The sequence below is a fragment of the Rhizobium phaseoli genome (assembly GCF_001664385.1).
In the GTDB taxonomy this organism is placed as follows: Bacteria; Pseudomonadota; Alphaproteobacteria; order Rhizobiales; family Rhizobiaceae; genus Rhizobium; species Rhizobium phaseoli.
Genome location: NZ_CP013532.1, coordinates 4244948 through 4264919, shown reverse-complemented (window position 1 = coordinate 4264919; position 19972 = coordinate 4244948). Strand labels below are relative to the sequence as shown.

General features: G+C 62.9%; 17 protein-coding genes. 13 read left to right on the top strand and 4 right to left on the bottom strand.

Going from position 1 to position 19972, the window contains the following annotated elements:
- The first annotated feature begins 17 nt into the window (after window positions 1–17).
- From sucC to AMC88_RS20405, 11 genes are all read left to right on the top strand, one after another.
- On the top strand, window positions 18–1211 hold the full coding sequence (gene sucC, locus AMC88_RS20455; RefSeq protein WP_012485486.1) for an ADP-forming succinate--CoA ligase subunit beta: 1194 nt from the start codon (window positions 18–20) through the stop codon (window positions 1209–1211).
- 8 nt (window positions 1212–1219) lie between these two features.
- The gene (locus AMC88_RS20450) at window positions 1220–1711 is read left to right on the top strand and encodes a DUF1579 family protein (RefSeq protein WP_064825726.1); all 492 of its coding nucleotides are present in this window, start codon (window positions 1220–1222) and stop codon (window positions 1709–1711) included.
- 13 nt (window positions 1712–1724) lie between these two features.
- The gene (sucD, locus tag AMC88_RS20445; RefSeq protein WP_016736377.1) at window positions 1725–2627 is read left to right on the top strand and encodes a succinate--CoA ligase subunit alpha; all 903 of its coding nucleotides are present in this window, start codon (window positions 1725–1727) and stop codon (window positions 2625–2627) included.
- A 168-nt stretch (window positions 2628–2795) separates the two neighbouring features.
- A complete protein-coding gene (locus AMC88_RS20440) occupies window positions 2796–5780 on the top strand; it encodes a 2-oxoglutarate dehydrogenase E1 component (protein WP_064823189.1) in 2985 nt (994 codons plus the stop codon).
- Between the two features lie 16 nt (window positions 5781–5796).
- On the top strand, window positions 5797–6105 hold the full coding sequence (locus tag AMC88_RS20435; RefSeq protein WP_064822927.1) for a YciI family protein: 309 nt from the start codon (window positions 5797–5799) through the stop codon (window positions 6103–6105).
- A 40-nt stretch (window positions 6106–6145) separates the two neighbouring features.
- Window positions 6146–7411: a 2-oxoglutarate dehydrogenase complex dihydrolipoyllysine-residue succinyltransferase gene (gene odhB, locus AMC88_RS20430; RefSeq protein ID WP_064825724.1), complete on the top strand. Its 1266-nt coding sequence runs from the start codon at window positions 6146–6148 to the stop codon at window positions 7409–7411.
- Window positions 7412–7422: 11 nt separating this feature from the next.
- The gene (locus AMC88_RS20425; protein WP_064830065.1) at window positions 7423–8172 is read left to right on the top strand and encodes a DUF4241 domain-containing protein; all 750 of its coding nucleotides are present in this window, start codon (window positions 7423–7425) and stop codon (window positions 8170–8172) included.
- Window positions 8169–8699: a hypothetical protein gene (locus AMC88_RS20420; protein WP_064825722.1), complete on the top strand. Its 531-nt coding sequence runs from the start codon at window positions 8169–8171 to the stop codon at window positions 8697–8699. The genes AMC88_RS20425 and AMC88_RS20420 overlap by 4 nt, the downstream gene beginning before the upstream one ends.
- A complete protein-coding gene (locus AMC88_RS20415) occupies window positions 8696–9448 on the top strand; it encodes an SDR family oxidoreductase (protein ID WP_064825721.1) in 753 nt (250 codons plus the stop codon). The genes AMC88_RS20420 and AMC88_RS20415 overlap by 4 nt, the downstream gene beginning before the upstream one ends.
- Window positions 9449–9566: 118 nt before the next feature.
- Window positions 9567–10973, top strand: coding sequence for a dihydrolipoyl dehydrogenase (gene lpdA, locus AMC88_RS20410; RefSeq protein WP_064825720.1), 1407 nt, complete (start codon window positions 9567–9569; stop codon window positions 10971–10973).
- A gap of 102 nt (window positions 10974–11075) precedes the next feature.
- Window positions 11076–11576, top strand: coding sequence for a cytochrome b (locus tag AMC88_RS20405; RefSeq protein ID WP_010017651.1), 501 nt, complete (start codon window positions 11076–11078; stop codon window positions 11574–11576).
- 78 nt (window positions 11577–11654) lie between these two features.
- Here the strand turns inward: AMC88_RS20405 and AMC88_RS20400 are convergent, their stop codons facing one another.
- Both AMC88_RS20400 and AMC88_RS20395 read right to left on the bottom strand, forming a co-directional pair.
- The gene (locus AMC88_RS20400) at window positions 11655–12728 is read right to left on the bottom strand and encodes a TraB/GumN family protein (protein ID WP_064825719.1); all 1074 of its coding nucleotides are present in this window, start codon (window positions 12726–12728) and stop codon (window positions 11655–11657) included.
- 160 nt (window positions 12729–12888) lie between these two features.
- Window positions 12889–13824, bottom strand: coding sequence for a tyrosine recombinase XerC (locus AMC88_RS20395; RefSeq protein WP_064825718.1), 936 nt, complete (start codon window positions 13822–13824; stop codon window positions 12889–12891).
- Between the two features lie 139 nt (window positions 13825–13963).
- Here AMC88_RS20395 and AMC88_RS20390 point away from each other — a divergent pair, with 139 nt between their 5' ends.
- On the top strand, window positions 13964–14914 hold the full coding sequence (locus AMC88_RS20390) for a GNAT family N-acetyltransferase (protein WP_064825717.1): 951 nt from the start codon (window positions 13964–13966) through the stop codon (window positions 14912–14914).
- Between the two features lie 42 nt (window positions 14915–14956).
- Here the strand turns inward: AMC88_RS20390 and AMC88_RS20385 are convergent, their stop codons facing one another.
- Complete coding sequence (locus tag AMC88_RS20385; protein ID WP_064825716.1) at window positions 14957–16582, bottom strand: GMC family oxidoreductase; 1626 nt, start codon at window positions 16580–16582, stop codon at window positions 14957–14959.
- Window positions 16579–17511: a dihydrodipicolinate synthase family protein gene (locus AMC88_RS20380; RefSeq protein WP_064825715.1), complete on the bottom strand. Its 933-nt coding sequence runs from the start codon at window positions 17509–17511 to the stop codon at window positions 16579–16581. The genes AMC88_RS20385 and AMC88_RS20380 overlap by 4 nt, the downstream gene beginning before the upstream one ends.
- A gap of 186 nt (window positions 17512–17697) precedes the next feature.
- Between AMC88_RS20380 and AMC88_RS20375 the strand changes: the two genes are divergently transcribed.
- Window positions 17698–19914, top strand: coding sequence for a primosomal protein N' (locus AMC88_RS20375; RefSeq protein WP_064825714.1), 2217 nt, complete (start codon window positions 17698–17700; stop codon window positions 19912–19914).
- The last annotated feature ends 58 nt before the right edge of the window (window positions 19915–19972 follow it).

Sequence of the window (19972 nt, the reverse complement as noted above, 5' to 3'; positions counted from 1 at the left end):
GAAACAGGGATAAACCCATGAACATTCATGAATATCAGGCCAAGGCTCTGCTGAAGGGCTATGGCGCGCCGGTTGCCGAAGGCGTCGCTATCCTCAAGGCTGAGGAAGCCGAAGCGGCCGCCAAGTCGCTTCCCGGTCCGCTCTACGTGGTCAAGAGCCAGATCCATGCCGGCGGCCGCGGCAAAGGCAAGTTCAAGGAGCTGTCGCCGGAAGCCAAGGGCGGCGTGCGCCTCGCCAAGTCGGTCGAGGACGTCGTTGCCAACGTCAAGGAAATGCTCGGCAACACGTTGGTGACGGCGCAGACCGGCGAAGCCGGCAAGCAGGTCAATCGCCTCTATATCGAGGACGGCGCCGACATCGAGCGCGAACTCTATTGCTCGCTGCTCGTCGACCGCTCGGTCGGCAAGGTCGCTTTCGTGGTCTCTACCGAAGGCGGCATGGACATCGAAGCCGTCGCCCACGATACGCCCGAGAAGATCCAGACGATCGCCATCGATCCGGAAACCGGCGTGACGGCTGCCGACGTTGCCAAGATCTCCTCCGCTCTCAAGCTCGACGGCGCTGCCGGAGAAGACGCCAAGTCGCTCTTCCCGCTGCTCTACAAGGCCTTCAACGAGAAGGACATGTCGCTTCTCGAAATCAATCCGCTGATCGTCATGAAGAATGGCCATCTTCGCGTTCTCGACGCGAAGATGTCGTTCGACGGCAATGCGCTCTTCCGTCACGACGACGTCCGGGCGCTGCGCGATGAGACCGAAGAAGACGCCAAGGAAATCGAGGCTTCCAAGTGGGACCTCGCTTATGTCGCGCTCGACGGCAATATCGGCTGCATGGTCAACGGCGCGGGCCTTGCCATGGCGACGATGGACATCATCAAGCTCTACGGCAAGGAGCCGGCGAATTTCTGCGACGTCGGTGGCGGCGCCGGCAAGGAGAAGGTCGCGGCTGCCTTCAAGATCATCACCGCCGACCCCAAGGTCGAAGGTATTCTCGTCAACATCTTCGGCGGCATCATGAAGTGCGATGTCATCGCCGAGGGCGTCATTGCCGCGGTCAAGGAAGTCGGCCTCAAGGTTCCGCTCGTCGTGCGCCTCGAAGGCACCAATGTCGAGCTCGGCAAGAAGATCCTGAACGAGTCGGGCCTTGCGATCACTGCGGCCGACGATCTGGACGATGCGGCCAAGAAGATCGTCGCGGCGATCAACGGCTGAGAACAGTCATGGCCTTCCAGTCCACACCATCCGCCGCTCATTTCCGCCTCAGCGCCTTTGCCGGTGTCTGGGAAGGAGAGGAGCATGTGGCGGCGTCGGTGTGGACGAATGAAGGCAAGGCCAGCGCCGCGCTTTCCGGCGAGGCGCTGTTCGGCGGGTTCTTCCTGGAGCAGCGCTATCGCCAGATGCGCGACGGCGCGGTCTCTTTCGAAGCTCGCAATGTCTTCGGCTTCGATGGTTCGGATCAGGCTTACAAGCTTTACCAGTTCGATAGCGCCGGTTTTGCACCGCCTTCGCCGGCTTCGGGCGAATGGAATGGCAATGAACTCGTGCTGACGAAGACTTCGCCGCGCGGCAGACAGCGCACTGCATTCACATTTGAAAATGAAGACTGCTACCGGATGGGCGTCAGCTTTTCGCCTGCAGGCAGCGATACTTGGCAGGAGGTGGTCAGCGGTATCTATCGTCGCGCCGCCCTCACGTCTTCCAACCTCTCCTAAACAAAGGCCTCGCATGTCCATTCTCGTCAACAAAGACACCAAGGTTCTCGTTCAGGGCCTGACCGGCAAGACCGGAACCTTCCACACCGAACAGGCGCTTGCCTATTACGGCACGCAGATGGTCGGGGGTATCCACCCGAAGAAGGGTGGCGAAACCTGGACCGGCGCAAAGGGCGAAAGCCTGCCGATCTTCGCCACTGTCGCCGAAGGCAAGGAAAAGACCGGCGCCGACGCGACCGTCATCTATGTTCCGCCGGCCGGTGCTGCCGACGCGATCATCGAGGCGATCGACGCCGAGATCCCGTTCATCACCTGCATCACCGAAGGCATCCCTGTCATGGACATGGTGCGCGTCAAGGCCCGCCTCGACCGCTCCAAGTCGCGACTGCTTGGGCCCAACTGCCCTGGTATCCTGACGCCGGAAGAATGCAAGATCGGCATCATGCCGGGCTCGATCTTCCGCAAGGGTTCGGTCGGCATCGTCTCGCGCTCGGGCACGCTCACCTATGAAGCCGTCTTCCAGACCTCCAACGAAGGTCTCGGCCAGACGACGGCCGTCGGCATCGGCGGCGACCCGGTCAAGGGCACCGAGTTCATCGATGTGCTCGAGATGTTCCTCGCCGACGACGCCACGACCTCGATCATCATGATCGGCGAAATCGGCGGCTCGGCCGAGGAAGACGCTGCGCAGTTCCTGAAGGACGAAGCCAAGAAGGGCCGCAAGAAGCCGATGGCCGGCTTCATCGCCGGCCGCACGGCGCCGAAGGGCCGCACCATGGGCCATGCCGGCGCCGTTGTCTCCGGCGGCAAGGGCGACGCGGAATCGAAGATCGCGGCAATGGAATCGGCAGGTATCAAGGTGTCGCCCTCTCCGGCCCGCCTCGGCAAGACGCTGGTCGAAGTTCTCAAGGGCTAAGCCACGTATCGACCGGGCGGAGGATGGCATCTGCGCCTTCCGCCCGGCTTGACAACATCAGACAAGCAGATGCGCCGCGGACAGGCGGCGATCGGAATGCGGCAGCCGGCGATCAAACCGGCAAAATCATCAAAGTCAGGAGGCGGACGGAAGCGTCCGCATATCACCATGGCACGGCAAGAAGCCAACGAGCAGTTTCAGATCACCTCGTTTCTGGATGGCGCGAACGCGGCCTATATCGAGCAGCTCTATGCGCGCTACGAAGAGGATCCTGCATCGGTCGACGATCAATGGCGCGCCTTCTTCAAGGCGCTGGAGGAGGATCCTGCCGATGTGAAGAAGGCAGCCAAGGGAGCTTCCTGGCGCAAGAAGAACTGGCCACTGCCGGCCAGCGGCGATCTGGTGTCGGCTCTCGACGGCAATTGGGGCATCGTCGAAAAGGCGATCGAGATCAAGGTGAAGGCGAAGGCCGAAGCCGCGGGCAAGCCCGCCGACAGCACCGACGTGCTGCAGGCGACACGCGATTCGGTCCGCGCCATCATGATGATCCGCGCCTATCGCATGCGCGGCCATCTGCACGCCAAGCTCGATCCGCTCGGCATCGCCGCTGCTGTCGACGACTATCATGAGCTGTCGCCGGAAAATTACGGCTTCACCGCTGCCGACTATGACCGCAAGATCTTTATCGACAACGTGCTCGGCCTTGAACACGCGACCATCCGCGAGATGATCGAGATCCTAGAGCGGACCTACTGCTCGACGCTCGGCGTCGAATTCATGCATATCTCCAATCCGGAGGAGAAGGCCTGGATCCAGGAGCGCATCGAAGGTCCAGACAAGGGCGTGGCTTTCTCGGCCGAAGGCAAGAAGGCGATCCTTGCCAAGCTCGTCGAAGCCGAGGGTTACGAGCAGTTCCTCGACGTCAAGTTCAAGGGCACCAAGCGCTTCGGTCTCGACGGCGGTGAATCGCTGATCCCCGCGCTCGAACAGATCCTGAAGCGCGGTGGCCATCTCGGCCTCAAGGAAGCAGTGTTCGGCATGGCCCATCGCGGCCGTCTGAACGTGCTCTCCCAGGTGATGGGCAAGCCGCACCGCGCCATCTTCCACGAGTTCAAGGGCGGCTCCTATGCGCCCGACGAAGTCGAAGGTTCCGGCGACGTCAAGTACCATCTTGGCGCTTCCTCCGACCGCGAATTCGACGGCAACAAGGTGCACGTTTCGCTGACGGCAAATCCGTCGCATCTCGAAATCGTCGACCCTGTCGTCATGGGCAAGGCTCGCGCCAAGCAGGACATGAGCGCGACGGTATGGGAAGGCGACATCATTCCGCTGTCCGAACGCTCCAAGGTTCTGCCGCTTTTGATCCACGGCGACGCGGCCTTCGCCGGCCAGGGCGTCATTGCGGAAATTCTCGGTCTGTCCGGTCTGCGTGGCCACCGTGTCGCCGGCACGATGCACGTCATCATCAACAACCAGATCGGTTTCACCACGAACCCGGCCTTCTCGCGTTCGTCGCCCTATCCATCCGACGTCGCCAAGATGATCGAGGCGCCGATCCTGCACGTCAACGGCGATGACCCGGAAGCCGTCGTCTACGCCGCCAAGGTCGCGACCGAATTCCGCATGAAGTTCCACAAGCCTGTGGTGCTCGACATGTTCTGCTACCGCCGCTACGGCCACAACGAAGGCGACGAGCCGTCCTTCACGCAGCCGAAAATGTACAAGGTCATCCGCGGTCACAAGACGGTGCTGCAGCTCTATGCGGAGCGTCTCGTGCGCGAAGGCCTCGTCACCGACGGCGAAGTCGAGAAGATGAAGGCCGACTGGCGCGCCCATCTCGAACAGGAATTCGACGCCGGCCAGCACTACAAGCCGAACAAGGCCGACTGGCTGGACGGCGAGTGGTCCGGCCTGCGCACGGCCGACAATCAGGACGAACAGCGCCGCGGCAAGACCGCCGTGCCGATGAAGACGCTGAAGGAGATCGGCCGCAAGCTCTCCGAGATCCCGGCGGGCTTCAACGCCCATCGCACGATCCAGCGCTTCATGGAAAACCGCTCCAACATGATCCAGAGCGGCGAAGGCCTCGACTGGGCGATGGCGGAAGCACTTGCGTTCGGATCGCTCGTCGTCGAAGGCCACAAGATCCGTCTGTCCGGACAGGATTGCGAACGCGGCACTTTCTCGCAGCGCCACTCGGTTCTCTACGATCAGGAGACCGAAGAACGCTACATTCCGCTCGCGAACCTGGCGCCGACGCAGGCCCGTTACGAAGTCATCAATTCGATGCTTTCGGAAGAGGCCGTCCTCGGTTTCGAATATGGCTACTCGCTCGCCCGCCCGAATGCGCTGACGCTTTGGGAAGCCCAGTTCGGCGATTTCGCTAACGGCGCGCAGGTGGTCTTCGACCAGTTCATCTCGTCGGGCGAACGCAAGTGGTTGCGCATGTCGGGCCTCGTCTGCCTGCTGCCGCACGGCTATGAGGGACAGGGTCCGGAGCACTCTTCGGCTCGCCTGGAACGCTTCCTGCAGCTTTGCGCGGAAGACAACATGCAGGTCGCCAACGTTACGACGCCGGCGAACTACTTCCACATCCTGCGCCGGCAGCTGAAGCGCGACTTCCGCAAGCCGCTGATCCTGATGACGCCGAAGTCGCTGCTGCGCCACAAGCGGGCGGTCTCGACGCTGGCCGAGCTGGCCGGCGAATCCGCCTTCCACCGCTTGCTCTGGGATGATGCCGAGGTAATCAAGGACGGCCCGATCAAGCTGCAGAAGGACAGCAAGATCCGCCGCGTCGTCATGTGCTCCGGCAAGGTCTATTACGATCTTCTCGAAGAGCGCGAAAAGCGCGGTATCGACGACATCTACCTGCTGCGCGTCGAACAGCTTTATCCTTTCCCGGCCAAGGCGCTCATCAACGAGCTGTCGCGCTTCCGCAATGCCGAAATGGTCTGGTGCCAGGAAGAGCCGAAGAACATGGGCGCATGGTCGTTCATCGACCCCTTCCTCGAATGGGTGCTTGCCCATATCGATGCGAAGTACCAGCGCGTCCGCTATACCGGCCGTCCGGCCGCCGCCTCTCCGGCGACGGGCCTGATGTCGAAGCATCTGTCACAGCTCGCCGCATTCCTCGAGGATGCCTTGGGCGGTTAAAATCAAGGGGGGCGCAATGGCTTATTTCTTTCTGAGACTGCTGCCGCCGCGCCCCACCTTCCCGCATGACGGGACCGGAGAGGAAATGGCGGCGATGAAACGCCATGTCGAATACTGGCACCGGCACGCCCTTGCGGGAACGGCGATCGTCGTCGGTCCCGTCTTCGAGGGTGCAGGCGCCTTCGGCATGGCGGTCGTCGAAGTCGAAGATCAGGCGGCGGCGCGGACTCTTGCCGACGGCGATCCGATCATTACCTCCGGCTTCGGTTTCCGTTTCGATATCCTGCCGATGCCCTCGATCATCTTGCGGCCGCCCGCCGTCTGAAACGCTTAAAACGAACACACACGAAATCAGGATCTGAACAATGGCCACAGAAATCCGCGTTCCAACTCTCGGTGAATCCGTCAGCGAGGCAACCGTCGGCACCTGGTTCAAGAAGGTCGGCGACGCCATCAAGGCCGACGAGCCGATTCTCGAGCTTGAAACCGACAAGGTGACCATCGAAGTGCCGGCACCGGTCTCCGGCACGCTTTCCGAAATCGTCGCTGCCGCCGGCGAAACCGTCGGTCTCGGCGCGCTGCTCGGCCAGATCGCCGAAGGTGCCGTCGCTGCCGCCGCGCCGGCTGCCGCTCAACCGGCCGCCGCTCCTGCCCAGCCAGCTCCGGCTGCTCCCGCTCAGCCGGCGCCGGTTGCCGCTGCGGCTGCATCGTCGTCGAGCGCTTCCGTCTCCACCATGCCGCCGGCACCGGCGGCTGCGAAGATGCTGGCCGAAAGCAAGCTTTCGGCCGATCAGGTCGACGGCAGCGGCAAACGCGGCCAGGTGCTGAAGGGCGATGTCATTGCTGCCGTCGCCCGGGGTATTTCAGCTCCGGCAGCCGCCCCGGCGGCAGCGCCCGCCGCTGCGCGCGGCCCGTCGACGGTCGAGGATGCCTCGCGCGAAGAGCGCGTGAAGATGACGCGCCTGCGCCAGACGATCGCCAAGCGCCTCAAGGACGCGCAGAACACCGCCGCCATGCTCACCACCTATAACGAGGTGGACATGAAGGCAGTCATGGACCTGCGCAACAAGTACAAGGACATTTTCGAGAAGAAGCACGGCGTCAAGCTCGGCTTCATGGGCTTCTTCACCAAGGCAGTAACGCATGCACTGAAGGAATTGCCGGCGGTCAATGCCGAGATCGACGGCACCGACGTCATCTACAAGAACTACTGCCATGTCGGCATGGCCGTCGGCACCGACAAGGGCCTCGTCGTTCCTGTCATCCGCGATGCCGACCAGATGTCGATCGCCGAAATCGAGAAGGACCTCGGCCGTCTTGCCAAGGCAGCCCGTGACGGCTCGCTCTCCATGGCCGACATGCAGGGCGGCACCTTCACCATTACCAATGGCGGTGTTTACGGCTCGCTGATGTCCTCGCCGATCCTCAACGCACCGCAGTCGGGCATTCTCGGCATGCACAAGATCCAGGAACGGCCGGTTGCAATCGGCGGCCAGGTGGTCATCCGTCCGATGATGTATCTGGCGCTTTCCTACGATCACCGCATCGTCGACGGCAAGGAAGCAGTCACCTTCCTCGTGCGCGTCAAGGAAAGCCTGGAAGATCCGGAACGCCTGGTTCTCGATCTCTAAGGAGCTTTTCAATGCGGAACCGGATGATGCGAGCGGCGCGCCTTCTTCTTTGCGCTGCTGCCGCGCATGTCCCGGTTTCCGCATCGGCGGGCGGCTGGGACGTCAGCAAGGCAAGCAGCAATTTCGAGCTGGTGACGCTCGGTGACACCGAACTCTCCGGACGGTCGATCAACGCGATCCATATGGGCAATGTCGAGCTGACCTCGGGGCGCATCGTCGCTGCCGACCCGCTCGCCCAGCCCGATCGGCCGGCGCTCGCCAGGACGGTTGCGCCGGGCGACTATCCGGTGACGCTCTATCAGGCGTTCGGTCGCATCGCCGCCGCCAGCATGCGGTTTGCCGAGGGCAAGCCGGATCATTGGGAGCTCGCCGTCCTGCCCGGACAAGATCCAGCAACGCTGAAGGACGACGAAATCTTCGGCTACCCCGTCGACGCCGGCGTCGGCTGCTACATGGATGCGCAGACGCTTGATCGGATCGACGAGCGTCAAGCGCAGGTGCAGGCGCAAAAACCGGACGCCGACATCAATTATTACGACGACGTGCTGGCCGCGGATCTGGATGCCACCAAGGGCCATTATGCGCTGCACCGGCCGGTCGCCGGCAAGAAGGGCAATGTCGCGGTATTCTGGAGCGGCTGGGGTGACGGCATCTATCCGGTTTTCTGGGGACTCGACAGGGACGGTCACGCGCTGGTGCTGCTGACGGATTTCGCGGTGATCGAGAATGCCGACGGGCGAAGGGAGCCGAAGCTGCAATGATCGGTCGGGGCGGTATCATCGCGGGTCGAAACGGCGTGGCGGCAATCGCAGCCGCCGCGGTTTTCAGTGTTCCCGCGACCGTCTTCGGCGCCGACTGCAAGCAGGAACAAGCCGTCTATATCGATCGCGACGGTGCCTATGAACTGCGTTTCGCGCCGCTGAATTCGGCGTCGGCCGCCGCCAGCAATCAGTTCAAGATGAGTGCGCTGAAGACGGCGGTGGTGATGGAAGGCTATGTCATGCCATCGCAGGATCCGGTGCGCGCCATCGGTATCCTGATGTTCAACTGTCCGGAAGGCGATGTGACCGGCGCCGATCTCGATGCCTGCACGGTCTGGCAGGGCGCCGTCTATGGGATGGATGCCAAGGGCGAGATCGCCAATCTGCAGCCGGAGGGGACTGCGGCCGCCGAAAAGCTGGTGCTTCCCGGGCTTGGTCCCGCCATTCGCGAATCCAGCGCCTGGGGCGAGGGCAAGGCCTCGGTGGCGCCTTGGGACGTGCTGACATTCAAGGAGTGTGCGACATGAGCGATACACCTGTTGTTCTCGTCACCGGCGGAAGCCGGGGCATCGGCGCGGCCGTCTGCCGGCTTGCTGCGCGCGGGGGTTGGCGCGTCGCGGTGAATTATGCCACCAGCCGCGAAGCGGCGGACGCCGTCGTTGCCGCGATCACCGATAGCGGCGGCGAGGCTGTGGCAATTGAGGGCGATGTCGGCAAGGCCGCGGATATCGCCGCGATGTTTTCGGCGGTTGATCGTCAGTTCGGGCGGCTTGACGGACTGGTCAACAATGCCGGTATCGTCGACTATCCACAGCGGATCGACGAAATGTCGGTCGAGCGGATCGAGCGGATGCTGCGCGTCAATGTGACGGGCTCGATCCTCTGCGCCGCCGAGGCCGTGCGCCGCATGTCGCGCCGATATGGTGGGCAGGGCGGGGCGATCGTCAACGTCTCCTCAATGGCGGCGGTCCTCGGTTCGGCAACGCAGTATGTCGATTATGCGGCCTCGAAAGCGGCGATCGACACCTTCACCATCGGCCTTGCACGCGAAGTCGCCGCGGAAGGGATTCGCGTCAATGCCGTCAGGCCCGGCATCATCGAAACCGATCTCCATGCATCGGGCGGCTTGCCGGACCGGGCGCGCGAAATGGCGCCATCGGTTCCCATGCAGCGGGCCGGCATGCCGGAGGAGGTGGCGGATGCAATCCTCTATCTCCTTTCATCTTCGGCGTCCTATGTCACCGGATCGATCCTCAATGTGAGCGGCGGCCGTTAGAAGGACAGGGCGAAATCAATATGAGCTACACTTTCGAATTCCTCGGCCTGATGGCCGTCTCCCGCCTCGCGCTGTCGCGCGCCGCCGACTAATTGAAAAATTCAAAGGGAAAAAAGCAATGTCTTATGATGTGATCGTTATCGGAACCGGCCCGGGCGGCTATGTCTGCGCCGTCAAGGCAGCCCAACTCGGCCTCAAGGTCGCCGTTGTCGAAAAGCGCGCCACCTATGGCGGCACCTGCCTGAACGTCGGCTGCATCCCGTCGAAGGCGCTGCTGCATGCCTCCGAAATGTTCCATCAGGCCGGTCACGGCATGAGCGCGCTCGGCATCGACGTTCCGGAGCCGACGCTCAACCTTGGCAATATGATGGCGCACAAGGATGCGACGGTGAAGGCGAATGTCGACGGCGTTGCCTTCCTCTTCAAGAAGAACAAGATCGATGCCTTCCAGGGCACCGGCAAGATCGTCTCGGCCGGCAAGGTTGCCGTCACCACCGAGGACGGCCAGGTGCAGGAGATCGAAGGCAAGAACATCGTCATCGCCACCGGTTCGGATGTCGCCGGCATTCCCGGCGTGCAGGTCGAGATCGATGAAAAGACCATCATTTCGTCCACCGGCGGCATCGCGCTCGACAAGGTGCCGGAAACGCTGATCGTCGTCGGCGGCGGCGTCATCGGCCTCGAACTCGGCTCGGTCTGGTCGCGCCTCGGCGCCAAGGTCACCGTCGTCGAATATCTCGACACCATCCTCGGCGGCATGGACGGCGAAGTCTCCAAACAGTTCCAGCGCATGCTTGCCAAGCAGGGCATCGATTTCCATCTCGGCGCCAAGGTCACCGGCGTCGAAAAGGGTGAGAAGGGCGCCAAGGTCACCTTCGAGCCGGTCAAGGGCGGCGACGCCGTGACGCTCGACGCCGATGTCGTTTTGATCGCCACCGGCCGCAAGCCTTATACGGCAGGTCTCGGCCTCGAGGAGGCCGGTGTTGCGCTCGACAATCGCGGCCGTGTCGAGATCGACGGTCACTTCAAGACCAATGTCGCCGGCATCTATGCGATCGGCGACGTGGTCAAGGGTCCGATGCTGGCGCACAAGGCGGAAGACGAGGGTGTGGCGCTGGCCGAAATCCTCGCCGGGCAGCATGGCCATGTGAACTACGATGTCATTCCGAGCGTCGTCTACACGCAGCCCGAGATCGCCTCGGTCGGCAAGACCGAGGAAGAGCTGAAGGCGGCGGGTATCGCCTACAAGGTCGGCAAGTTCCCGTTCACGGCGAACGGCCGCGCCCGCGCGATGCTGGCGACCGACGGTTTCGTCAAGATTCTCGCCGACAAGAACACCGACCGCGTGCTCGGCGGCCATATCGTCGGCTTCGGCGCTGGCGAGATGATCCACGAGATTGCCGTGCTGATGGAGTTCGGCGGTTCGTCGGAAGATCTCGGCCGCAGCTGCCACGCGCATCCGACGATGTCGGAAGCGGTCAAGGAAGCTGCGCTCGCGACCTTCTTCAAGCCGATCCACATGTAATCTTACATATTCGTAATGAAGCGTTCAGCCGCTTGCCGCGAGGCAGGCGGCTGTTTTAATTTTGGCGCATCGCAGAAATCGGCATGTGACGAAGGTTAGAAAATGCAAAAGCCGTCCGACAAGGGTTACAGCCTGAGCCAGCGCTTGCTTCATTGGACGGTGGCGCTTTTGATCTTCTTCAATCTGCTGTTTCCTGACGGCATGAACATCTGGCATCGGCTCATGCGCAGAGGCGAGGTGCCGACGCCGGAGCAGATTGCGTCGGCCAACATCCATGCCTATGTCGGCATCGCCATTCTGCTGCTCGCCGCCGTCAGGCTCGGGCTGCGCTTCGTCAACGGCGTGCCGGCCGAAGTCGCGGAGGAGCCCGTGATCTTCCGTCTTGCGGCGAAGCTTGCGCATGCCGGTCTCTACATCCTGATCTTCGCCATGCCGCTTACCGGCATCGCCGCCTATTATTTTGGCGTCAATCCCGCGGGTTCGCTGCACGCGGAGATCCTGAAGATCATTCTCTGGGCGCTGATCGCAGCGCATGTCGCGGGCGCGCTCGCCCATCAGTTCTATTGGAAAAGCAATGTGCTGCGCCGGATGACGCTCGGCTGAACACGATCTGACGTATACAAACTGAGATTGTCAGTCTCGATGAGCTGCTATTGCGGCTGACTATTCGGGCGACATGCTTCAGTTTACGGCAGTCACCGTAAAACCCTGCTTGCGCAGCCGTTCGATGACGCCACCCTGGCCGGGCAGGTGCAGGGCGCCGACGGCCATGAAAACATTGCCGCCGTCGAGAATCGGGGCGGCGCGCTCGGCCATCACCTTGTTGCGATCGAGGATGACGCGCTGTTCGAAGGCGGCGTAGTCGCCGGCCTGGTCTTCATTCGTCGGCGTTACGGTCTTCAGCATCGGCATGGTCATGCCGATATCGCCGGAGAGGTAGAGATCGGTCATCGTTTCGACGACGTCGCTCATCTTGTCGCCGAGTTCCAGCGTCTCGATCAGCGACTTCATATGGAATTCGACCGGCAGGTCGGCCATGGCTTGGATCTGTTCGGCAAGCGTCTCCAGCCCCCTGACCTGCTTGCCCTGAGCAACCGCGTCGGTGGCGATCTTCTGGTCGAGGAACTGCACGCCCTTGGCCTTGCGGGCGAGTTCGCAGGCCGGAAGCGCGACGGCGCTCGAGATCATCCATGGCCGCATGCGGGAGACGGCGCTGAGCGGGATGCCGCGCTGCTTGAGGCCGGCCTCCAGCCGCTTGTAATCTTCGGCAGACAGCAGCTTGTCGATCGTCGTGCCGTCGGTGAACATCGTCAGCTCCGGGCGCGCCAGCAGGGCGGCGGTCGCCTTGCGTTCATCGAGAATCTCGTCGGACTCGATGATGATCGTATCGGCGGCGTCGTGGGCTGCCTGGGCGCGCGGCGGCAGGGCCAGCACGCGCGGATCGGTGACATGCATGCTGCCGAGCAGCCATGATGGCGCAAGTCCTGCTTTTTCGATCTTCCAGAAGATGCCCTTGCCGTTCGGCACCGCCTCGGCTTCCTTGACCGCCTCGGCGTAGCGGGCGGGGTTGCTCTGCTGCAGATCGATCATCAGATTGCGGCCGGTGCAGGCCTCTTCCGCCGACGCCGGCCGTGCCGCCAGGAAGGCGACAAACAGCGCCGCAAGAAGCAGCATGTGGAAGGCTGCAATCAACCAGAGCAGCAGGTTGCCGGATGCTGCGAGGAAAGAGGTCCGGCGGCCGATTGATGTCGTCATGATGATGTTCCGGTCACATGCCTGATGCTTCATGCTCTACGCTCGGCTTGCGCATAATCCTTTAAGAGAATGCGTTAACGAAAACTTAGCGCATCGCATTCGTCGAATTCATGGGCGCTGAGCTTGCCGGTGAGCTGCGTGCCGCCGCCACAAACATGCCTCAGGCGCGCGGATGGGCCCGATCATACACCTCGAGCAGGCGCGACGCATCGACGCCGGTATAGACCTGGGTCGTCGAAAGGCTGGCATGGCCGAGCAGCTCCTGGATGGTGCGCAGATCGCCGCCGCCGGCAAGTAGGTGGGTGGCGAAGGAGTGGCGAAGCGCGTGGGGTGTTGCCGTCTCCGGCAGGCCGAAGGCGCTGCGCAGCTTCTGCATGGCGCGCTGGATGATCGCCGCCTGCAGCTTACCGCCGCGGGCGCCGCGAAACAGCGGCGCGTCGTTTTCAAGATGATATGGGCAGAGCGCGCGATATTTCTCGACCGCGTCGAACACCACGGGCAGCAGCGGCACCAGCCGCGTCTTGTTGCCCTTGCCGGTGATGCGGAGCGTCGCCGCCCCTTTCGGCAGGTCGGCGGGAACGAGATCCAGCGCCTCGGAGATGCGCAGGCCGCAGCCGTAGAGCAGCGTCATGACAGCTGCATCGCGCGCGGCGATCCAGGGCTCGTCATGGAGTTGGGCTTCGTTGCTGACGACGGTGATCGCCTGCGTGTCCGACAGCGGCTTGGGAAGCGATTTCGGCTGTTTCGGCGAGCGGATCGCGGCAGCGCCGGCGGCATTGACGAGGCCCTTCTTTTCGAGATGGCGCAACAGTGAGCGAAGACCGGCCAGGTTGCGCCCGAGCGAACGGGCGCCGGAGCCTTGCTTGCGCCGCGCGGCAAGGAAGGCGCGGAAGTCGGCGGGGCGCAATTCCCTTATATCACTGAGCGTCGCCGGGCCGGCGAGATGGCCGGTCAAGAAGGTCAGAAACTGGCGGGTGTCGCGCTCATAGGCATCGAGCGTATGCTCGGAAAGGCGGCGTTCGCGCGCGAGGTTTTCGAGCCACGCGGCGCGTTCCGCCATCAGGCGCGGGTCGGCGATAACAAGCAGTTCATTCACGTCGCTGGCCTTGAATTTGCCTTCAAGTCCGCCAATTTGAAGCAGGAACGGTTATGGAATTGCTAATGCCGGCCAAACCTTTGTCATGCCTAGATCATATTCTACTGCGATAGCTTACAGCCCATAGACAGGATCTTTCATGGCCCGGCGCGATTCCATGACGGCTTTCGGACAACTCGCGGAAGCGATCGCTCTTGTTTCACAGGGAAAGCCCGGTCATATCGTCGACACGCTGATTGCCGAACGCGGCCAGAGGATCGTCAAACATCCGCTCTGGCCGGTCATGCGGCCGTTCCTCTACACGCTTTTGCGCTACAATAAGGCGATCGAATTTGCCAATGCGGTCGCCAAGATGCCGGGCTTCCAGTCGTTCGAATATCTGAGCAGCGTGCTGAAGCTCGACATCGGCATCGCCAATGGCGAGCGTATCCCGGAGACAGGCGGCTTCATCCTCGTCAGCAACCATCCGACCGGCATTGCCGACGGTGTCGCCGTATTCGACCTGCTGAAAACGCGCCGGCCCGATATGATGTTCTTTGCCAATCGCGATGCGATCCGCGTCAATCCGCGTTTCGCCGAGATGGTCATCCCGGTCGAGTGGCGGGAGGAGCACAAGAGCAAGCTCAAGGCGCGTGAGACGCTGCAATTGACCAACCACGCGGTGAGGGAAGGCAAGGCGACGGTGCTCTTTCCATCAGGCCGTATCGCCTATTGGGCGAACGGCCGGCTGAACGAGCGCCCATGGAAGACCTCAGCCGTCGGGCTGGCGCGCAAATACAATCTGCCGATCCTTCCCGTCCACATGACGGCGCGCAATTCCGGCCTGTTCTACTGGCTGGCGAAGTGGTCGACGGAACTGCGCGACATGACCGTCTTTCATGAATTGTTGAACAAACGCGGCGACCGTTTCGATTTCGTGATCGGCAACCTCATCCCCGCCGAGCATCTCGACGGCGATCTCAACGAGGTGACGAAGGCGCTGGAGCAACATACGGTGTATGATCTGGCCGGCGACGGCGACGTCACCTTCGTGCCTGCCGGCATGCCGGCCGCGGCGATGCCTCGCAAGATTCCGGTACCTGCCGTTTAGATCATTCGGGATGGATGCCCGATTTGACACGGTGCCGCCACATCATTGGTAGTCCGCGGCAATCATGCTCGCCGCCTTCGATCCGATCGCCATCGCCGGTGCGTTGGTGTTGCCTGACGGGATAAAGGGAATGATCGAGCAATCGATCACCCTCAGCCCGTCCACGCCACGCACCCGCAGCCTGCCGTCGACCACGGACATCGAATCGGTTGCTGGCCCCATCCTCAGGCTGCCGGACGGATGGTAGTTCGTCTTGACGGTCTGGCCGGCGAATTTTACCAGCGAGGCCTCATCCTGAAGCGATCGTCCCGGCAGGATCTCCTCGGCGATCTTGCTCTTGAAAGGTTCCGTCTCAAGGAGCCGGCGCGCCGTCTTCAGCGAGGCGAGCGTCAGGCGGAGGTCATCGGGATCGCCGAAGAAATTGCAGTCGACCAGCGGCTGTTCAGCAGGGTTGGCAGAGCGCAGCCTGACGCTGCCGCGCGCCTTCGGCCGCAGCAGGCAGGAGGTGAAGGTCACCCCATAGGTCGGCTTTGCCGACGAGACGTCGCGGTCGAGATAGACGATCGGCGCGCAATACAGCTGGATCGTCGGACGATCGCCGCCATCGGGATCATAGAAGAGGCAGGATTCGATGCCCGTCGTGGTGACGGGGCCGGAATTGAACAGCAGATATTGCAGGCCGTTGCGGATCATCGGCCAGCCGCGATCCTGGCCGAAATAGCCGGATTTCGATTTCGTCGAGGCGATGACCGGAACTTCGTGGTGATCCTGGAGATTGGCGCCGACACCGGGAAGATCGGCGGCAACGGCGATGTCGTGTTCGCGAAGATGGTCAGCCGGGCCGATGCCGGAAAGCATCATCAGCTTGGCGCTGTTGTAGGTGCCGGCCGCGACGAGCACCTCGCGTCCGGCCAGGGCTCTGCGGCTTTCGCCGTTGCTGGTATAAACGACGCCGACGGCCCGCCCGTTTTCGATCAGAATGCGATCGACCCGGGCCTGGGTGACGATCTCCAGCCTGGTGTCGGCTGCAAGAGGATCGAGAAACGCCTTTTTGGCATCCGATCGCTCGATGCGCCGGCCCCATGGCGCGAAAGTGTGCTGCATGATGCCGACGCCGTTCTGCCGCGCGCCATTGAAGTCGGGATTATATGGATGGCCAAGCCCCTGTGCCGCCAGGATAAAATCCTCCGTCGTATCGGAGATGTGGCGCGGTTCCGAAACACGCAGATTGCCTGATATGCCGTGGTACCGGTTGTTGAAGCGGCTATTGGCCTCGAGGCCTTTGAAATGCGGCAGCATGTCCTCGTAGGACCATTCGTCTTCATTGCCGAGATGGGCTGCCCAGCCGTCATAATCCTCCTTCTGGCCGCGCATATAGACCATGGCGTTGACGGCGCTGCCGCCGCCGAGAGCTTTCGCAACGGGCACGATCGGTCCGCGCCCGCCGAGCTGGGGTTGCGGCACCGTATGGTGCATCTCGAGAAAATCGTCGCGGGCAAGATATTTCATATAGCCGGCGGGAAAGGCCATCAGCCTTGCCGTGTCGCGCGGTCCGCGCTCAAGGACGAGCACCGAAAAGCCGAAGTCACGCACCAGCCGCATGGCGGCAACGCAGGCCGCCGATCCGCCGCCTGCTATGATGAAGTCGAAATTCCTGTCCGTCGTCATGCGTCGATCTCCTTGAGGCGGATGGCCTGGCGGGCCAAAAGCCGCTCGATATCGGCGATGTCGAGTGCCGAAAGCCTGGCACCCGGCTTGCGCAAGGCAGCGGAATGGATGACGCCGCGCTTGGCAAGGACATATTTACGGCAGGCGAGACCGATGCCCTGCTGCTGTTCATAGCGGGCGAGCGGCAGGTAGGCATCGAAGATCTCATGGGCGCGATCGGGATTGCCGGCGCCATAGGCTTCGACGACGCCGACCATCATTTCCGGATAACAAAAGCCGGTCATGGCGCCATCGGCGCCGCGGCTCATTTCTTCGGGCAGGAAAAGTCCGCCATTGCCGCAGAGGATGGAGATGCGCCGCATACCGCCCTTGTCGCTGGCGGCGCGAAGCGCGGTGATTTTCGGCAGGCCCGGCCAATCCTCGTGCTTGAGCATGACGCAGCTGGGCACCTCCCTGACGATGCGCTCGATGACGGCGGGCGCGATCGTCACATTGGTGGTAAGGGGATAGTCCTGCAGCACGAAGGGTGTATCGCCCAGGGCTTCACCGACCGACTGGTAGAAGGCGAACACCTGGTCGTCGGTCTTGACGGTCCAGGGCGGCGCGACCATGACGCCGGCGGCACCTTCGCCCATGACGGCTTCGGCAAGCTCGCGCATCGGGGCAAGTCCGGGCGCCGACACGCCGACCACCACCGGCAGACGCCCGTCAAGCCGCTGCAACACGCGCTCGACGACGACGCGCGATTCTTCGGCGGTCAGCTTCGGGGCCTCGCCGAGTTGGCCAAGCACTGTCAGGCCAGTGACGCCGGCGCCCTCGTAGAAATCGACCATGCTGTCGATGCTTTCGAGATCGAGCGCGCCGTTGTCGGCGAAGGGAGTTACGGCGATCACATAGACGCCCTTGGCATCCGCGGTCAGTCTGGCCATTCCTGCGCTCCGATTCAGCGGTCGAACAATCTTCAGGCAATCTATGCGGCCAATCGCTTGCCGGGCAACCATTTCGTGAGGGCGTTGCCAATCTCGGCAGAGCCTCGTCATCCGCATTCCCGCCCGATACGGCGCCCTCGTCTTTGCGGTTCCAATTCCGTCGATTTGCGGGCATGGTCTCGCCCGATGAGCACAGATTCGTCCGATCTCTTTGGCGCGCTGTTCGAAGCACCGCCCCTGAACCGAACGGTTCCGGTGCTGGTGCCGATGCCGGCGCCGAAACCCTATTCCTACTCGGTGCCGGAGGGCATGGCGGTCGAGCCCGGCTCGGTCGTGCAGGTGCCGCTTGGGCCGCGACAGGTGATCGGCGTCGTCTGGGACGGCGGCGAGGATGGTGTCGATCCGAAGAAGCTCCGTCCGATCAGCCATGTCTTTGACTGTCCGCCGCTTTCCAGGGAGATGCGGGATTTCATCGACTGGGTGGCGGCCTATACACTCTCCCCGCCCGGCCTCGTCGCGCGCATGGCGCTGAGGGCGCCGAATGCCTTCGAGCCGGAGCCGATGGTGGAGGGGCTGAAGTTCGTCGGCGGCGAACCGGAACGGATGACGCCGGCGCGCGCCCGGGTGCTCGCGACCGCCTCCGACGGCTTGTCCTGGACGCGCAGCGGCCTGGCGCATGCGGCAGGTGTCTCGACCAGCGTCGTCGACGGGCTGATCACGCTCGGCATCTTCGAGACGATATTCCTGCCGCCGCCGCCGGTCGTGGCGTTGCCGGATCCCGATTTTGCCGCCGCACGTCTCGAAGGGCCGCAGAAAGAGGCGGCCGCAGAGATCGTCGCCGACGTTCGCAAGGGCGAATTTGCCGTATCGCTGATCGACGGCGTGACCGGCTCCGGCAAGACCGAGGTCTATTTCGAGGCGATCGCCGAGACGCTGAAACGTGGCAAGCAGGTGCTGATCCTGCTGCCGGAGATCGCGCTGACGGCCAGTTTCATGGAACGTTTTCAGGATCGCTTCGGGGCAAAACCCGCCGAATGGCATTCCGACCTCGCCCCGCGCATGCGCGAAAAAGTCTGGCGCCAGGCAGTGACCGGCGAAGTGCGCGTGGTGGCCGGCGCCCGCTCGGCGCTGTTCCTGCCTTTCGAGGATCTCGGCCTCATCATCGTCGACGAGGAGCATGACCCTGCCTACAAGCAGGAGGATCGCGTCTTCTACAATGCCCGCGACATGGCCGTGGTGCGCGGCCGCATCGGCGATTTTCCCGTCGTCCTGGTGTCGGCGACGCCGTCGGTCGAAAGCCAAGTCAACGGGCAAAGCGGGCGCTACAGTACCGTCCACCTGCCGACGCGTTTCGGCGATGCGGCGCTGCCGGACCTGCATCTCATCGATATGCGCAGGCACGCGCCGGAGCGCGGTGGCTTCCTGTCGCCGGTGCTGATCCGGGCGATCGGCAAGACGGTGGAGAAACGCGAACAGGCGCTGCTCTTTCTCAACCGGCGTGGTTATGCGCCGCTGACGCTCTGCCGGGTGTGCGGCCACCGCTTTCAATGCCCGCAATGTTCGAGCTGGCTGGTCGAGCATCGTTTCCGCAAGCAGTTGCAGTGCCATCAATGCGGTCATGCCGAGCGCACCCCGGAGGCATGCCCGGAATGCGGCACGCTCGACCATCTCGTCGCCTGCGGGCCTGGCGTCGAACGGATCGCCGAAGAGGTGGAGCGGCATTTCCCGCAGGCGCGGACGATCGTTCTTTCCTCGGATATCATGGGCGGGGTGAAGCGGCTGCGGCTGGAACTCGATGCCATCGCCAAGGGCGAGGCCGATATCGTCATCGGCACCCAGCTCGTCGCCAAGGGCCATAATTTTCCGCTGATGACGCTGGTCGGCATCATCGACGCCGATCTCGGCCTCGCCAATGGCGATCCGCGGGCGGCCGAGCGCACCTTCCAGCTTCTGTCGCAGGTGACCGGCCGGGCCGGGCGCACCGGGCTCAAGAGCCATGGGCTGCTGCAGACCTACCAGCCGCAGCATCCCGTGATGCAGGCGATTGTATCAGGCGATTCAGATGCCTTTTATGAGCGCGAGATCACCGAGCGCGAACGCGCGGCGCTACCGCCGTTCGGCCGGCTGGCCTCGATCATCGTCTCGGCCGAGACCCGCCACGACGCCGAAAACCATGCGCGCGGCATACGCAACGCCGCACCTGAGGTGTCCGGCATCTCGGTGCTCGGCCCGGCGGAGGCGCCGCTGGCGCTGGTGCGCGGCCGCCATCGCTTCCGGCTTCTGGTGCACGGACGGCGCAATTCCGACATGCAGGGTTTCCTGCGGGCGATGCTGTCGCAATCGCCGAAGGAGCGCGGATCGGTGCAGGTGCAGCTCGATATCGATCCGCAGAGCTTTCTGTAGATCGTTCCGCACGCTGCGTTTCCGGATGCGGCCGATCATGGCATAAACGCAGAATCAG

Excerpts from the sequence above, each read along its gene's own strand:
- sucC (WP_012485486.1), top strand. The coding sequence starts at position 18 with ATGAACATTCATGAATATCAGGCCAAGGCTCTGCTGAAGGGCTATGGC.
- AMC88_RS20450 (WP_064825726.1), top strand. The coding sequence starts at position 1,220 with ATGGCCTTCCAGTCCACACCATCCGCCGCTCATTTCCGCCTCAGCGCC.
- sucD (WP_016736377.1), top strand. The coding sequence starts at position 1,725 with ATGTCCATTCTCGTCAACAAAGACACCAAGGTTCTCGTTCAGGGCCTG.
- AMC88_RS20440 (WP_064823189.1), top strand. The coding sequence starts at position 2,796 with ATGGCACGGCAAGAAGCCAACGAGCAGTTTCAGATCACCTCGTTTCTG.
- AMC88_RS20435 (WP_064822927.1), top strand. The coding sequence starts at position 5,797 with ATGGCTTATTTCTTTCTGAGACTGCTGCCGCCGCGCCCCACCTTCCCG.
- odhB (WP_064825724.1), top strand. The coding sequence starts at position 6,146 with ATGGCCACAGAAATCCGCGTTCCAACTCTCGGTGAATCCGTCAGCGAG.
- AMC88_RS20425 (WP_064830065.1), top strand. The coding sequence starts at position 7,423 with ATGCGGAACCGGATGATGCGAGCGGCGCGCCTTCTTCTTTGCGCTGCT.
- AMC88_RS20420 (WP_064825722.1), top strand. The coding sequence starts at position 8,169 with ATGATCGGTCGGGGCGGTATCATCGCGGGTCGAAACGGCGTGGCGGCA.
- AMC88_RS20415 (WP_064825721.1), top strand. The coding sequence starts at position 8,696 with ATGAGCGATACACCTGTTGTTCTCGTCACCGGCGGAAGCCGGGGCATC.
- lpdA (WP_064825720.1), top strand. The coding sequence starts at position 9,567 with ATGTCTTATGATGTGATCGTTATCGGAACCGGCCCGGGCGGCTATGTC.
- AMC88_RS20405 (WP_010017651.1), top strand. The coding sequence starts at position 11,076 with ATGCAAAAGCCGTCCGACAAGGGTTACAGCCTGAGCCAGCGCTTGCTT.
- AMC88_RS20400 (WP_064825719.1), bottom strand. The coding sequence starts at position 12,728 with ATGACGACATCAATCGGCCGCCGGACCTCTTTCCTCGCAGCATCCGGC.
- AMC88_RS20390 (WP_064825717.1), top strand. The coding sequence starts at position 13,964 with ATGGCCCGGCGCGATTCCATGACGGCTTTCGGACAACTCGCGGAAGCG.
- AMC88_RS20385 (WP_064825716.1), bottom strand. The coding sequence starts at position 16,582 with ATGACGACGGACAGGAATTTCGACTTCATCATAGCAGGCGGCGGATCG.
- AMC88_RS20380 (WP_064825715.1), bottom strand. The coding sequence starts at position 17,511 with ATGGCCAGACTGACCGCGGATGCCAAGGGCGTCTATGTGATCGCCGTA.
- AMC88_RS20375 (WP_064825714.1), top strand. The coding sequence starts at position 17,698 with ATGAGCACAGATTCGTCCGATCTCTTTGGCGCGCTGTTCGAAGCACCG.